This window comes from Paraburkholderia hospita (assembly GCF_002902965.1).
Classification (GTDB): domain Bacteria; phylum Pseudomonadota; class Gammaproteobacteria; order Burkholderiales; family Burkholderiaceae; genus Paraburkholderia; species Paraburkholderia hospita.
On record NZ_CP026106.1, the window covers coordinates 1,824,727 to 1,841,274 of the forward strand.

The following is a 16,548-nucleotide window of genomic DNA, read 5'->3' on the forward strand; positions in this document are numbered from 1 at the left end:
CGTCGGCGGCCCGTGTGAGCGCTGTTACTGCGCGGGTGGCTTTTGCAGCGATTGCGGCATCTGCCACTGTTGTCGCTGCGGCGGCTGTTGCAGCTGCTGCAACTGGAGCTGTTGCGCTTGCGGCTGTGCTTGCTCCTGTTTCATCTGCTGCGGCCGTGGTGACTGCGGCGCGGCGGGTGCTGCGGGTGCGGCGGGTGCAGTCGGCACTGCTGAAACAGACTGCCCGCTCACGCGAATCTCGACGCGTCGATTCGGCGCCAGACACGCGATCACAGCAGCGGACTTCCGTCCCGGGCAGGTTGCGATCGGCGCAGTCGATCCCGCACCACGCACGTCGAAGCGCGCGGGGTTCAGCCCGCGTTCCTTCAGCGCGTCCGCCACGGCCTGCGCACGACGCCGCGACAGGTCGCGGTTGTGCGCGACCGAGCCGAAGCGGTCCGTGTAGCCGATCACCGTGACGACATCGATCGATTGCGCGCGCTTCAGATCCGTTGCGAGCGCGTCGATCGCGGTGGTGCCATCCGCCTTGAGCTTCGCGCTGTCGAAATCGAACAGCGCGTCGGCGGACAACGAGATCGGCGTGGCGGCCTCGACGACAGGCGGCGGTGGCGGAGGCGGCGGAGGCGCACAGTGATCGAGCTCCTGATTCACCTGCACGCTCAGCTGCTGCGCGCGCTCGATCGCTTCCCAGCCGTGCACCCAGCGCGTGCCGTGCGTTTCGTCCTGCTCCTTCCAGACTTCGTCGGTGAGGGCAAGCAAGCGGCCCGCCGACTCGCCCTTGCACGTCGATGCCGACACCCGCGCGTTGGTTGCTTCGATCGCGCGGATCGCCTGCACCCACTTGTCGCGTGTGGGCCAGTTCTTTGCCGTGTATAGCGGCTCCCACGGCACGCTCTGGTCGATCAGGTAGCGCGCGTTGCCCAATGCCCGTTGCGCGGCATTGTTATGGACGCGCGATACGAGCACGTGGCTGTCCTGACGCTCAGCGATTTCGAGGAAGCCTTCCGCCACACCTCGACGGTAGGGATCTGCGATCTTTTGCGCGGCAGGCATGAGCGCCTCGGCCTGGCTCTTGATGCCGGCCGCGAACGCAGGCGCTGTCAGCGCAGCGGCGAGCGTCGCAGCAAACGTGAAGCGCGCGGTTCCGCGTAATGTTGGTTTTCTCATAGATTTCTCCACGTCCGCCGCGCTCATCGCGCGGCGGACGTATCAGGCCATCAGAAGCCGATCGTCACGCCTGCCGACGCGCCCGTGTTGGCACCATTGCCCGTGGCGCGCGTCACGTGTGCGTTCACGAGGACGCGATCGTTGACCCAGTAGTTCGCGCCGATGGCGACGGCTGCCGCCCCGCCATACGTGCCGGCTGCCGCCGACATCTGGAAGTTGCCTTCCGCGCGCGCATTCGGGATCAACGAGGTCGCTGCCATCGCCGCTGCACCCAGCGAGTTCATCTTGTCGTTCATCTTGTTGAACTGGCTGTCGGTGTACGAGTTCGCCTGGTTCACCGTGTTGTTGCTGGCGTTCGTAATCGCGTCGTTCAACTGGCCGACGTTGACTGCGTCGGTGGTTGCCGTGCCCGCTGCGACGTTCGTGACGCGACGCTGCTGGCTTGCGGAACCGACGGACACGGTGTTGTCTTCCGACGCCACCGAGCCTGCGCCGAGCGCGACCGAGTTGTTGCCGCTCGCTGTCGAGTTCGCGCCGATTGCGACGGCGTTGCTGCCCGTTGCATTCGATGCATAACCCGTCGCGACCGATTGCAGACCGTTCGCAACCGACAGCGCGCCCATTGCTGTAGCGTGCGTGCCGCCTGCCTTCGCCTGTTCCGTGTTGCGGTCGCCATCGCCGACGAACAACGTATCGACACCCGTGCCCGCGTTGCTGATGCTGTTGACCTTCGACACCAGGTCCGCGTACTGCGAGTAGTTCACCGCGTCGGTGTCCTTCTCGCCCGCTGCAACGTTGTGGATCCCCACCGGCTTGGACGTCGGCGTACCGTCACCCAGCGTGATGTTGCTGAAGTCGGTGACTTCCTTGCCGCTGTCGTCCTTCACGGTGTTGTACGTCACAGCCTTCTTCATCGAACCATCGCCGTTGATGATGCCTGCCGCCTTCAACTGCGCGTTGTTGACAGCGTCGTTGTCACCCGTACCGGCTGCGACGCCCGAGAGAACACGAGCACCGTCCTTGCCCGTAAAGTCGACGATCGAACCATCCGTCTGCGATGCAACGAGAATGTTCTTGCTCGTCGCGTTCTGCGTCACGAGACCAATACCGCCTTCATTGATCTGCGTTTGCAGGTTCGTGATGTCGGTGCTGTTCGCGTACACGCGGGCGTCGAGGTTCGTGATCGCTCCGCCGATCGTCGTGACCGTCGAGCCGCCCACGATGTACGTCGGGTTGCTGATCGTGCCGTCGGTCTTCACCGTCGAACCGCCGCCGATCACACTGGCCGTCGATGCCGCCACGTTATACAACTGCGTGCCGTTCACCGCGTCGAAGCTCGATGCGTTCACGTTGCCCGCCGCCACGCCCGTGAGCCTGCGAGCACCCTTCGTGCCCGCGAAGTCGACGATCGAACCGTCCGTCTGCGATGCCACGAGAATGTTCTTGCTCGTTGAGTCCTGCGTCACGAGTCCGATGCCGCCTTCGTTGATCTGCGTTTGCAGGTTCGTGATGTCGGTCGCGTTCGCATACACGCGGTTGTCGAGGTTCGTGATCGCGCCGGCGATGTTCGTGATCGTCGCGCCGCCGATGTTGAACGTCGGGTTCGTGATCTTGCCCGTCGAAGGATCGAACGACGAACCGCCGCCGATTGCATCAGCCGTCGATGCCGCCACGTTGTACAGCTGCGTGCCGTTCATCGCGTCGAGGCTCGATGCGTTCACGTCGCCTGCTGCCACCTTGGTGATCTTCGTGCCCGTTGAGCCTGCCAGCGTGATCTGGGTCTTGTCCTGGTCGTCGTATACGACACCCAGTGCATTACCCGAACCCGCAGCGTTGTTCAGCGCCGTCAAGGCGTCGGCAACGTTGGTGTACGTTCCGCCTCCGAACGTGTACGCCGGCGCCGTGATCTCGCCCGTCGCCGTGTTGATCGATGCGCCACCGCCGAGTGCCTTGGCCATCGACGTGCCCTGCGCGTACAACTGCGAACCGTTGATGGCGTCCGTGCTTGACGCGTTTAGCGCACCTGCCGTCAGACCTGTGATCTTCGTTCCGGTCGCGCCCTTCAGCGAGATTACGTCCTTTGTTGAACTGTCGTAATCGACGGCGAGCGGGTCGCCACCCGAAGCGATGCGCGTATCCAGCGAAGTCAGCGCAGCGGCCACGTTGACGTATGTGTTGCCCGCCAGCGTGTACGCTGGTGCAACGACTGCGCCTGTTGTCGGGTTGACGGAAGCACCGCCGCCGAGGGCGCCTGCGATGCCTGAGAGCTGCGAAACGTTTACGGCATCGTTGTTCTGCGTACCGGCTGCGACGTTGATGATCTGGCGTTGGCCGCCGGACTTGGCATTGCCGACCGAAACGATGTTGGAGCGGCCGCCGTCTGCGCTGGCGTAGCCGAGCGTAACGCTGTTCGAACCCGACGCCAAAATGTTCGTACCGATCGCCAGCGTGTTTACGCCGCCAACCTGCACGTTGTTACCGATTGCAATGCCACCGTTTGCTCCCGGTACCACCGTCGAACTGTTGTTGCCGATAACAATCGCATTGTCAGCGGCTGCCGTAACGTTCGTACCCATCACCACAGTGTTCAGGCCGTCGATTGCAATCTGCTGCCCGATACCAACCGATCCATCCCCCAGCGTCCGAACATTGACACCAACGGAGACTGCATTGTCAGCCGTCACCTTCGAATTCAGGCCGATCGCCATCGAGTCCGTACCCGTAGCCTCGATTTGACCGGCCTTGTCGGTCGGTCCCGACACGATCAGTTCTTCCGGCGGCAAGCTTGACGTAGGAGAAGCTCCGAGCAGTGAAGTCGAATGCACCGCCGACTTCAGCAGGCCAGAGTTGCTCGTCCCGTGCAGACTCAGATTTGCGATAGCTGCTTGAATGTCCGAATTCACCTGGCCAACGGTCGCTGCGTCCGTGTCGTCGATACCGTTCGCGACGTTCACGATACGTCGCTGGGTGAACGAATTACCCACCGCGAACGTGTTGGCCACGTTGGCCTGAGAGCCATAACCGATTGCTACAGCATTCGCCGCCGTGGCGAAAGCCGAGCGACCAATGGCGAGCGCGTAGTTTTGGTTAGCAACTGCATTCCCGCCGATTGCGATCGAATCGGTACCCCCTGCCTGTGCCGCCACCGCCGTGCTCGGGCCAAACTTGATGTACTTCAGGCTATTCAGGAAGCCGTCAGAGCTCGTGAGGCCTGCCAGTGCGCTACCCACGTCCGAGTACGTCTTACCGAGCACGTTATACGCCGGCGCCACGATCGAACCATTCGTCGCCACCGATGCGCCTGCACCCAATGCAGCCGTCACGCCCGCGAGCTGCGAAACGTTGACTGCATCGTTGCTTTGCTGACCAGCCGCCAGGTTCACGATCTGACGTTGCGCGCCCGCGGAACCCACTGATACCGTGTTATCGCGATCCGCGACCGATTTCGCACCCAGTGCCACGGCGTTCGATGCCGTCGCCACTGCCGCCGGACCTGCCGCGACACTGTCAGTACCCGTTGCCGATGCAGCCGCCAGTGACGAGCTCACACTGAAGTACTTCATGTTCGCGCCGCCGTTCGCGATGTTGTTGACGGTGTTGCTCAGGTTATTGACCTTCACATCCTCCGCCATCAACTGGCTCACGTTCACCGCGTCCGTGCCTGCATAACCCGCGGCAACATTCGTGATGCGACGCTCCTTACCCTGCGCGCCCACCGACACTTCGCCGAAAGCCGTCATACCCGACAGCGTCGCGCCACCCGGTGCAAAGCCAGCCGAGCCCAGCGTCGACGAGTTCGCCAGCGAGTTCGAGCCCAATGCCACAGAGTTCGCAGTCGACGCCGTTGCCGCACCGCCGATCGCCACGCTGTCCTTGCCCGATGCCGACGAGTCACCCAGCGTCGAATTGGCGTGGAAATACTTGATGCCGTCGCCGTTGATGATGTTGTTGCCGAAGTTCTGTACCAGGTTGTTCAGGTACGTAACGTTGTTCGAAACGTTATTGACCTTACCATCTTCAGCCATCAACTGGCTCACGTTCACCGCGTCCGTGCCGGCATAACCCGCTGCCACGTTCGTGATACGGCGATTGAAGCTTCCATTGCCCACCGAGACTTCGCCTGCCGCCGTCGTGCCCGAGAGTGTTGCGTTGCCCGGGTTGTACGCCGTTGCCGACAGATTGGCCGACGTCGTCGAATTCGAGCCGAGAGCGACCGATTCAGCGGAGGTTGCGCTCGCGTTGTAGCCAACCGCGATCGCGTTCGTGCCCGCTGCCGTCGCTTGCGGCCCCACGGCGATTGCATTCGCACCCGATGCCGTCGAGTCAACCAGCGACGAATTCGTGTGGAAATACTTCATCGAGACGTTGGCGCCGATGTTGTTGACGACGTTACTCAGGTTGCTGAGGTTATTGCTGACGTTGTTGACCTTTACATCTTCGGCCATCAACTGGCTGACGTTCACTGCGTCGGTTGCGTTATAGCCTGCTGCAACGTTCGTGATGCGACGCTCCTTGCCCGATGTGCCAATCGACAATTCACCGAAGGCCGTTCCGGCCGTCAGCGCTGCGTTGTCCGGTGCGAAACCCTTCACGCCCAGCGAGCCCGAGCTTGCGACCGAACCCGAACCCAGTGCGACCGAGTTCGCGCCCGATGCGATTGCACCACCGCCGATCGCCACCGATTCCGCGCCCGACGCAGACGAATCTGCCAGCGTCGAACTGGCGTGGAAGTACTTGATACCACCACCGTTCACGACATTGTTGAAATTCTGGGTGAGGTTCGTGACGTTGTTGCTGACGTTCGACACTGCGCCGTCGAGCTTCGAGATCGCCGTGCCGACATCAGTTGCCGTCGTGCCTTGCACGGTGTATGTCGGCTTCTTGATCGAGCCGTCGGCGTTCACCGTTGCGCCGCCGCCGAGTGCAGCCGTCACGCCGGATAGCTGCGAGACGTTGACTGCGTCGGTGTTTTGCGTGCCTGCTGCGACGTTGATGATGCGGCGTTGCAGCTTGCTGCTGCCCACAGATACGACGTTCGCCATGCCACCGTCAGCACTTGCGTAGCCGAGCGTAACGCTGTTCGAACCCGACGCCAAAATGTTGGTACCGATCGCCAGCGTATTGACGCCGCCAACCTGCACGTTGTTACCAATCGCAATGCCGCCATTCGCTCCCGGCACGACCGTCGAACTGTTGTTGCCGATAACGAGTGCATTGTCTGCAGCCGCCGTTACGTTCGTGCCGATCACCACGGTATTCTGACCGTCGATGGCAATCTGTTGCCCGACGCCAACCGATCCAGTCCCCAGCGTACGGACATTGACGCCTGTGGCAAGTGCATAATCAGCATCAGCCTTAGAGTTCAGGCCAATCGCCATCGAGTCCGTACCCGAAGCCTCGATTTGACCGCCCTTGTCGGTCGGTCCTGACACGATCAGTTGTTCTGGCGGCAAGCTTGAAGTTGGGGTAGCACCAAGGAGTGAAGTCGAATGCACCGCCGACTTGAGCAGACCAGCATTGGTCGTCCCGTTCAGATTCAGATTCGCGATTGCTGCCTGAATGTCAGAACTCACCTGGCCAACGGTCGCTGCATCCGTGTCGTTGATACCGGCAGCGACGTTGACGATACGGCGTTCTGCGCCCGCACTGCTCACCGCAAACGTATTAGCCACGGTTGCTGCCGAACCGTAACCGATCGCCACTGCGTTCAGAGCCATCGCTCTTGCGCCGTTACCGATCGCGACAGAGTTGGTACCTGTCGCATAAGCATTGCCAGCGATCGCTACCGAATTGGAACCAGAGGCCTGGGCATAACCGGGCATGCTCGGCCCAAATCCAATCTTGTCCGTGGATTGTGTGATATTGGCGACCGCATCACCAACGTTCGAGTAGGTCGAACCGCGCACCACGTATGCAGGCGCAGAGACGGAACCATCCGCGGCGACGGTTGCGCCGCCGCCCAGCGCATTCGTCATGCTCTTCATTTGCGCCACGGTAGCCGGATCGGTGTCGATCGCCACGCCCGACAATGCCGACGATTTCAGAACCGTCGTCGGCTTGATCACATTCGCGATTTGGGTCTCAAGATCAGAACCCATCTGGTTCATCTGCCCGACCGTAGCCGCATCCGTGTCGCTTACGCCATCAGCAACGTTGACGATGCGACGCCGCGTGAACGAATTGCCCACCGCGAACGTGTTAGCCACACCGGTCTGAGAACCATAACCGATTGCAACAGAGTTCAAGCCGGTAGCAAAAGCAGCACGTCCAATAGCAACTGAACCGTTCGCGCTTGCGACCGCGTTGCCGCCCAACGCAATCGAATCATTACCGCCTGCCTGCGCTTGATCCGCCGTACTTGGGCCAAATTTGATGTACTTCAAACTCTCAACAATATTGCCCGTGGCACTCGAAATATTCCCGAGCGCATCACCCACGTTCGAATACGTATTGCCATAAACGTTGTACGTCGGCTGAGCGATAGAACCATCGGCCTTCACCGATGCCCCACCGCCCAACGCCGCCGTCACGCCGCTCAGCTGCGACACGTTGACCGCATCGGCGGGCGCCGTACCGGCAGCCAGGTTCGTGATCTTCGTCGCGCCGCCCGCGCCCTGCAGCGTGATCTGGTTCTTCGACGCATCGTCGTAGGCAACAGCGAGGGGACTATCTCCGCCCTTCGACTTGTCGATCGCCGTCAGCGCTGCGCCAACGTTGTTAAAGGTGCCATCGGCGACGACGTACGTCGGGTTCGTGATCGCGCCCGTCGTCGAATTGAAGCTCGCGTTGCCGCCCAGCAGCGCGGCCGTGTTCGCGCCCATCTGGTTGACCTTCGCGTTCGCCGACATCAGTTGGCTGACGTTCACCGCATCCGTTGCGCTATAGCCGGCGGCCACGTTGGTGATCCGGCGCTCCGATCCGACGCCGCCGATCGACAGTTCGCCGCTCGCGGTTCCCGCGGACAAAGCGGCGTTGCCTGCGTTGAAGCCGGCCGATCCAAGCGTGGACGAGTTCGCGACGGAACCCGAACCCAGCGCGACCGACTTCGGACCCGTCGCGCTTGCACCTGTGCCAAGCGCGACCGAATTATTACCCGATGCGCTCGCCAAGACGCCCTGTGCAATCGACGAGGCACCCGAGGATACGGCCGCCACGCCCACCGCAATACTCTCCGAGCCCGATGCTGCCGAGTCAGTTTGCGTCGAGTTGGCGTGGAAGTATTTGACGCCGCTCAGGGTGTTGATCGCGTTGAACAACTGCGAACCATTGACCGCATCCGTGCTGGCAGCCGAGATCGCGCCTGCGGCGACGCCATTCAAGAGCACGTTGCTGCCCGAGGCCTTCATCCACAGCTTGGACGTCCCGTCCGGGGAAAACAGGATCGTCTTGTTGGCACTATTCATGTCGATCTGCGTGTTGGCGGCATACAACTGCAGAGCGTTCGTAGTGTTTGGATTTGTGCCGTCTAGCCAGGTCGTCTCCGACGCGATCGCTGGGCAACCCGTAGCGAAGTTGGAGCCGCTTTGAGCGCCGCCGCGGCTGTCGTACGCCTTCGTCCCATCGCTGTTCGTCACGCAGATACCCGACGCCATGGCGAAATCCGGCGTGAATGCACCAAAGCCCACACACAGCGGCGCAACGACAGCTGCAAGCGCGAACTTGCCGGTAGCGATAGCCGCTCCGGTGCCCGAGGAGGACCTTTTGCCCCGTCCTTTAGCGTTCTCCTGCGCCGCAACCCATGTTCCCGTCGATTCGTTCCAAACTGAACGATATGTCTTATTCATTTGCAATCCTATATAAGGCAAGCCGATTTTTATTCTGCTCAATCCCACGTCAGCAACTTGCTGTTTGTTCCACCGGCCATACGAATCGCCGGTTCCGTCATGCCCGAATTGCGCAAACCTCCGCACCCCCGAGACGCTTGGGCTTCGAACCGACAACGGACAAGAAGATCAAATAGCAGGCAAACCTGGCGGATAAAAGATATGAAAATGCTTCGGCTAGCTGAATAGGAGCAGTCCTATTGGTCTGTGGAAACTCTATATTTCGAAATACTCCTACAAGACCCAATCGAATTTTGTAGGCGATATCCGTCAGAATTCAACGAGACACCGTATGCGCAAGATGTTCCGTGCGAGATCGTGATCCAGGCTCGTTCGTCAGCCAGAGGGCCAGGAAAAATTGAATAAGGTTGCGGTTGGCGACTCAGTCGCTTTCAACGATCAACCTTGAAGCGAGCTACATGCTGCCAAACGCATCACGCGGGAAATAGTCGCCGCCCCACTCGCGCGCAAGCTCGGCACATCGCCCGACTCGCAGCGGTCCTTCCTCGAAATCGATGAACAGGACACGGTCGGCCGCCGCTGGTCGAACGGGCGCGCCGCTGCTGCGGCCATCCGAGAAAACCCATAGACAGCGTTGCTGTGCCGGATGCTTGCGCGCCGCCCGGTCGAGCAACGCAGACGCGGTTTGAACACCTGACGTCAAAGGCGTGCCGCCACCGCCACCGATAGTCGCAATCCACCGTTCATTCCACCACCGCGGCACGGCAGGGCCGAAGCGCACATCCGCGCCGACACCACCGAAACACACCAGCGCCACCTCCGACCGCGTCGCGCGCGCCTGATCGAACAACGCGACGAGCAGCCCTTTGGCGAGCGCCAATCGTTGGCCGGACAGCATCGAATGGGAGCAATCGAGCACGAAGCAATGCAACACGCCGCCGCGCGCCTCTTCGTGTAGGAAACGCAGGTGCTCGGGAAGCAATGCGGCATTGCGTTTCGCCGCGAGCGTGCGCGGCCATGCAATGCGTCGCGCGCCGGCCGAACCGCCTCGCGTTGCATCGCCCGCGCCTTGCCGCCATCGAAAACCGCTGCGCATCGCGCGCGCGGCCGCGCTCTTTCGATGGCTCAGCGTTTTTTTGCGTTGAGTGGGATGACGCCCTTCACGCGCGTCAAGCCTGTAGGTTCTGGGGGAAGATAACCGTAGTCGGCTTCTGCGGAAGCGCTCGCGGTATCGGTTGAAGCATGCTGCGCAGAGGAAGACGACGGTGCAGACGAACCGTCCTGCTGTTGCGAGGCGGGCTCATCGTGCCGACGCCGATGCCGCAGCACCGATTCAGCTACACGGTCGACATGCGCGATCGTCACTGCATCGGCCTGTTCGAACGCGGCCAGCGCACGCGCCGCGCGCAGCATCACGAGATCGGCGCGCATCCCATCGACGCCGGCCGCAATGCACAGCGTGCTGACATGCGCGAGCACGGCATCGTCGAACGACAAACGCGCCAAAGCCGCACGCGCATCGCGAAGCCTCGAGGCGTGCGCGTCCTGCTGGGCCTCGTATCCCCCGCGAAAGCCACGAGGATCGAGATCGAACGCAAGCCGCGCCTTAACGATCGCCTGACGTATCTGCGGTTCGTAGCAGTTCTCCAGTTCGACCATCAACCCAAACCGATCCGTCAGTTGCGGACGCAGTTCACCCTCTTCCGGGTTCATCGTGCCGATCAGCACGAAGCTCGCATCGTGCGTATGCGAAACGCTGTCGCGCTCGACAGTGTTCACACCGCTCGCCGCCGCATCGAGCAGCGCATCGACGAGCCCATCGGGCAACAGGTTCACTTCATCGACATACAGCACGCCGCGATGCGCCTTCGCCAGCAGCCCCGGCGAAAAGCGCACCGACGCATCGCGCAACGCCGACTCGATATCGAGCGTGCCGATCAAACGGTCTTCGCTCGCACCGAGCGGCAGCGTGACGAACTGCCCTTCGGGCAACAACTCGGCCAACGCGCGCGCCGCCGTCGATTTCGCCGTCCCGCGCGGCCCGCTGACCAGCACGCCGCCAATGCCGGGATCGACGGCGGCCAGCAACAGCGCCTGTTGAAGCGGCGCCTGGCCGATCAACGCAGAAAACGGAAAGGCCGCCCGCCGCGCGCTGGCTTCGCTCATGATCGTGATCCTTCGATGTGCTGTTCGCTATCCAGCAGATGCTGTTCGACCTGCGCGCGATACTCGCCCGGTTGTTGCCATAGCCCGCGCTGCATCGCTTCGAGCAGCCGCTCGCAGACGCCATGCAGCGCGTGCGGATTGTGCTTGCGCATGAACTCGCGCGTATCGGCGTCGTTCAGATACGCATCGGCGACGAGCGCGTATTGATGATCGGCGACCACGCGCGTCGTCGCGTCGTAGCCGTACAGATAATCGACAGTTGCCGCGATTTCCGCCGCGCCTTTATATCCGTGACGCTTCACGCCATCCAGCCACTTCGGATTCACCACGCGCGAACGGATCACGCGCGCGATCTCTTCGTGCAGCGTGCGCACGCGCGGTGTGTCCGGGTTGCTGTGATCGGCGTGATACACATGCGGCTGATTGCCCGCGAGATGCCGCACGGCCGCCGTCATGCCGCCTTGAAACTGGTAGTAATCGTTCGAGTCGAGCACGTCGTGCTCGCGGTTGTCCTGGTTCTGCAACACCACATCCATCGCGGCGAGCCGCGTGCCGAATGCGTGCCGCGCCTCTTCGCCGGCGCTTTTCTGGGTGTACGCATAGCCGCCCCACGACAGATACGCGTTCGCGAGATCGGCATCCGTCTGCCATTGCTGCGTGTCGATCATCTGCTGCAAACCTGCGCCATAGGCACCCGGACGCGCGCTGAACACGCGAAAGCCCGCACGCCTGCGCGCTTCTTCGGGCGCGACGCCGCGCGCGATCCACGCATCGCGCTCACGCAGCACGCGCGCGCGGATGGGATTGACGTCTTCGGGCTCGTCGAGTTCGGCAACGGCCTGCACGGCCGCATCGAACAGATGCATCACGTTCGCAAATGCATCGCGGAAGAAACCCGACACGCGCAATGTGACATCGATACGCGGACGATCGAACGCGGCAATCGGCATGATTTCGAAGTCCGTCACGCGATGACTGCCCGGCGCCCACTTTGGCCGCACGCCGATCAGCGCGAGCGCCTGAGCGATATCGTCACCGCCTGTGCGCATCGTCGCCGTGCCCCACACGGAAAGACCAATCGCGCGCGGATAGTCGCCATGTTCCTGCAAGTGTCGCTCGATCAGCGTCTGTGCGGATTTGAGTCCCAGCGACCACGCGGCTTGCGTCGGAATGGCGCGGGTATCGACGGAATAGAAGTTGCGGCCCGTAGGCAGCACGTCGGGACGTCCGCGCGACGGCGAGCCGCTCGGGCCGGGCGGGACGAAGCGCCCTTCGAGTCCGCGCTTCAGGTGCATCAGTTCGTGTGGGCCGCATGCGTCGAGACGCGGCAGGATATCGTCGCGCAATCGTTCGAGCACGCGCGCCGCTTGTGGCAGTTCACTTACGGTCGCGATTGCGGCGGGCGTAGCGCCTGGCGACATCCCGCACATATCATCGAGCAAGGACGCCGCGAGCAGTTCGAGCCTTTCGCGCGTATCGCCGTTATGACGCCACGGCGCGTCGCTGACGTGTTGCAACAGAGCAGGACGCGGGCCGTTCCACTCAGCCGACCAATCCGCCGACAACGGATCGAACAAATGATCCACACGGAGATCGCGCGCCAGCGCATCGATAATGCCCGCCTTTGCGCCGTGTCCATCGCCAACCGGAAAGCGCCCAAGCGCGAGCAACGTATCGCGCCGCTGCGTGCCCTCCGGCGATTGCCCGAACGTGTGCAAGCCGTCACGAATCTGCGCTTCCTTCAGCTCGCACAGCCATGCATCGACGCGCGTCAACAACGAGTCTTCGGCATCGACATCATTTGGTGCTTCGAGACTCAGCTCTTCGTGCAACCGATGCGTGACGATCGTGTCGAGAATAGTCCGGCGCAACAGCTTCGCGCGCCGTGGATCGACCATCAACGCGTCGTAGTATTCGTCGACCTGGCGTTCGAGGTCCTGCAAAGGCCCGTAGTTCTCCGCGCGCGTGAGCGGCGGCATCAGGTGATCGATGATCACGGCCTGTGTGCGCCGCTTTGCCTGGCTGCCCTCGCCCGGATCGTTGACGATGAACGGATACAGATGCGGCAACGGCCCGAGTATCGCATCGGGCCAGCATGCATCGCTCAGCGCCACACTCTTGCCGGGCAGCCATTCGAGATTGCCGTGCTTGCCGACATGCACGACGGCATCGATATTGAACTGATGACGCAGCCAGAAATAGAACGCGAGATACGCATGCGGCGGCACCAACTCGGCGTCGTGATAGCTCGCGTAGTCGTTCTGTTCGCGAGAACGCGGCGGCTGAATGCCGATGAACACATGCCCGCATCGCCAGCCCGCGATCATGAAGCGACCGCGCCGCAAAGTAGGATCTTGCTCTGGCGCGCCCCACTTCGCATTCAACGCGTCGCGCATGGACTGCGGCAGACGCGCGAAGTGCGTCATGTAGTCGCTCAACGCAAGGCTTTGCAAAGCCGGCCGCAGATCGCGGACGACGGGATCGTTGGTCACGCCTTGCGTCAAAGCATCCATCAACGCATCGCCGTTCGAAGGCACGTCTTCGATACGATAGCCTTCGTCGCGCAGCATCGTCAGAATGTTCACCACGGACGCAGGCGTATCGAGTCCGACGCCATTGCCGATGCGCCCTTCGCTCATCGGATAGTTTGCGAGGATCAGCGCGAGCTTCTTGTCCGCATTCTCCTTGATCCGCAACCTGCACCAGCGCTCGCTCAACTCCGCGACAAACGCAACGCGTTCGTGATCCGGCTGATAGCGGACCACGTCCACTTCCGTATGCGGGCAGCGATACGCTAGCCCCTTGAAACTGATCGCGCGCGTGATGATGCGGCCATCCACTTCGGGGAGCGCGACGTGCATCGCGATGTCGCGCGAATTGAGGCCGTGATTGTCGTTCACCCAGTCTTCGCGATTGCCGCCGCTCAGGATCACCTGCATCACGGGCGCGTCGCCCGCCAGCGCGAGCGGCTCGGGATCGTCGATGGCGGAAGCAGCGAATGCCGTCGTGTTCAGCACGAGCGCGATACGATGCTGCGCGGCGAGTTGCTGCACGACATCGCGGCTGATCGCGTCTTTCAACGATGTGATCGCGACGGGCAACGGATTCATCCCGCGGGCTTCGAGGGCATCGATCAGCGCATCGAATACGGCCGTATTGGCCGCCTGCAAATGCGCCTTGTAGAACAGAATCGCGACCACGGGCGCATCGGGCTTCCACCGCGCCTGCCAGTCGTCGATGGTCGCCACGTCGCGCGCGGGGTGATACAGCGCAGCAGCAGGCAGCGGACTCGGCGGCGCCGGCTCCTTGCCCCAGCCGAAGCCGCGCCACGCAATGCAGCGCATGAACGATTCGGCGTTATGCGCGCCGCCCTCGCGCAGATAGCGCCACAACTGATGGCACAGGTCCGCGTCAGCCGTGCTGCGCGCGAGCAGGTTCGGGTCTTCCTGCAAGTCGCCGGAAAACATCGCGAGCGTCTGCTGCTTGCGCTGCGCCAGCGCGACGACCTGTTCGATCCCATACGGCCAGTACGCCTCGCCGCCCAGATGATCAACGACGACGACGCGTGCATGCTGCAACACATCGTCGAGATAGAAGTCCACCGAAGCCGGCTGCCGCAGATACGTGACATTCGCCAGGCGCACGCTCGGAAAACCGTCGCCCAGACGCGGCACGACGCTCGCGAGCAGCGACAGCGTCGTGTCGGCGGAACTGAGAATCACGATATCGGCGGGCTTCTGGTCGATACGGATGACGCCCTTCGTATCGTCGACGAAGCCGCCGGGGACGGTGCGCAGCAGATGCATCGCAGTGCCTTAGACCTGTTGTTCCTGAGCGCTCAGCGCTTCGTCGAGCGCGCGTTGCAGCACAGGCTGATCGAGGTCTTCGCCGATCAGCACGAAGCGGCTCAGCGACGACGCATCGAGTTCGCCCGCCTGCCAGCGCCGGTCGAAATAGCTGTCGAAGCGCCGGCCCACGCCTTGAATCACAAGACGCATCGGCGCGCCCTGCAAGGCGGCAAAGCCTTTCACGCGATAGATCGTGTGGCCTTCGACGACCCGCTGCAACGCCGCGATCATCGCCTCGCGCGACGGCGCACGCGCCGACACAACGACGGAGTCGAATTCATCGTGATGATGATCGGCATGTTCGGGATCATCCGCGGAGCCGTGATGGTCGTGACGCAGATGAATCGTTTCTTCCGAAGCGGATTCAAGCCCGAGCAACGCGTGCAGATCGAGCTGCCCCATGTGCGCGCGCACCACCTTGACCTGCGGCGGAATCTCTCCGCGAATGACGGCTTCGACGCTCGTCTGCTGCGCTTCGTCGAGCAGATCGGTCTTGTTGAGGATCACGAGATCCGCTGCCGACAACTGGTCTTCGAACAGCTCATGCAGCGGCGATTCGTGATCGAGATTCGGATCGGCCTTGCGCAACTGATCGACGGCAACGGGGTCTTCGGCGAACTGACCGCTCGCGACGGCCGGACCATCGACCACCGTCACGACGGCATCGACGGTGAAGCTGTTCTTGATCGACGGCCAGTTGAACGCCTGCACGAGCGGCTTCGGCAACGCGAGGCCCGACGTTTCGATCAGCACGTGGTCGATCTGGCCGCGCCGCTCCACGAGCTGTTCCATCACGGGGAAGAATTCTTCCTGCACGGTGCAGCACAGGCAGCCGTTGGCAAGCTCGTACAACTGGCCTTCCGTCTCGTTGCCGTTTTCATCGCAACCGATGCCGCAGCCCTTGAGAATCTCGCCGTCGATGCCAAGCTCGCCGAACTCGTTGACGATCACCGCGATGCGCAAGCCGCCCGCATGCTGAAGAATGTGACGCATCAACGTCGTTTTGCCGCTGCCGAGAAAACCCGTGACGATCGTCACCGGAATCTTGCGCATCTGTGTCTGCATGGTGGCTCCGTAGCTCGAAATGCGTTCGAGTGACCTCGAAGTCGCGCGCCGTCCGTACGGCAAGCGATGCAAGGTCATAAGTGATACACGGGGACGAAAACGGCGCCGCATGGGCTTCGCAGCCCGATCGATCCGGGCGCGAAACCGCGCTGCGACGCATGAGGAACAGTGAACGCAGTGCCGCATCCCCGCAGCATGGCGTCGTTTTCTCGGGCCGGTATCCGGGCTGATGAAAGCGCCGCCTCTCCTTCCCGCGCGAGCGTTTTCGCGCAGTGGATTGTCTGCATGGGCCGCTATTGGACGCACATGCAGCGAGGCCGGCTCTGCATCGTCTACGCGATGCCTTCACCTACCGTTGCGGGGAGCAGCATAGTTTGGCCGGCGCCTGTGCGCACAGCCTGCTATTTCCCGTTTAACTGCGCGCGCAGAGAGCGCGCGCGAGCACCAGAGTGCGTGCGAGTTTAGGCCCGCCGGCAGGTAGCGTCAAGGAGAGACGACGGCATGAGGCGTGCCTCATG

General features: G+C 62.3%; 6 protein-coding genes, 1 pseudogene and 1 riboswitch. All 7 genes and pseudogenes read right to left on the reverse strand.

Annotation, left to right across the window (positions count from 1 at the left end; genetic code table 11):
* Positions 1-24 precede the first annotated feature (24 nt).
* Complete coding sequence (locus tag C2L64_RS26550; RefSeq protein ID WP_009769751.1) at positions 25-1,167, reverse strand: OmpA family protein; 1,143 nt, start codon at positions 1,165-1,167, stop codon at positions 25-27.
* Positions 1,168-1,217: 50 nt separating this feature from the next.
* Entirely contained in the window at positions 1,218-8,570 is a 7,353-nt protein-coding gene (locus tag C2L64_RS26555; protein WP_242680988.1) for a YadA-like family protein, read from the reverse strand.
* Between the two features lie 294 nt (positions 8,571-8,864).
* Positions 8,865-8,951, reverse strand: a pseudogene (locus C2L64_RS56335) (ESPR domain-containing protein); the annotation flags it as partial.
* Positions 8,952-9,405: 454 nt separating this feature from the next.
* Positions 9,406-10,047 carry a vWA domain-containing protein gene (locus C2L64_RS26560; RefSeq protein WP_007579076.1) on the reverse strand — a complete coding sequence of 214 codons (642 nt, stop codon included), beginning with the start codon at positions 10,045-10,047 and terminating at the stop codon, positions 9,406-9,408.
* Between the two features lie 29 nt (positions 10,048-10,076).
* Positions 10,077-11,117: an ATP-binding protein gene (locus C2L64_RS26565; RefSeq protein WP_007579078.1), complete on the reverse strand. Its 1,041-nt coding sequence runs from the start codon at positions 11,115-11,117 to the stop codon at positions 10,077-10,079.
* Positions 11,114-14,923, reverse strand: a complete 3,810-nt coding sequence (gene cobN / locus C2L64_RS26570; protein ID WP_007579081.1) for a cobaltochelatase subunit CobN — start codon at positions 14,921-14,923, stop codon at positions 11,114-11,116. Before cobN ends, C2L64_RS26565 begins: the two co-directional genes overlap by 4 nt.
* Positions 14,924-14,932: 9 nt before the next feature.
* The gene (cobW, locus tag C2L64_RS26575; protein ID WP_007579082.1) at positions 14,933-16,030 is read right to left on the reverse strand and encodes a cobalamin biosynthesis protein CobW; all 1,098 of its coding nucleotides are present in this window, start codon (positions 16,028-16,030) and stop codon (positions 14,933-14,935) included.
* Between the two features lie 195 nt (positions 16,031-16,225).
* A riboswitch (cobalamin riboswitch) is annotated at positions 16,226-16,494 on the reverse strand.
* Positions 16,495-16,548: the final 54 nt, after the last annotated feature.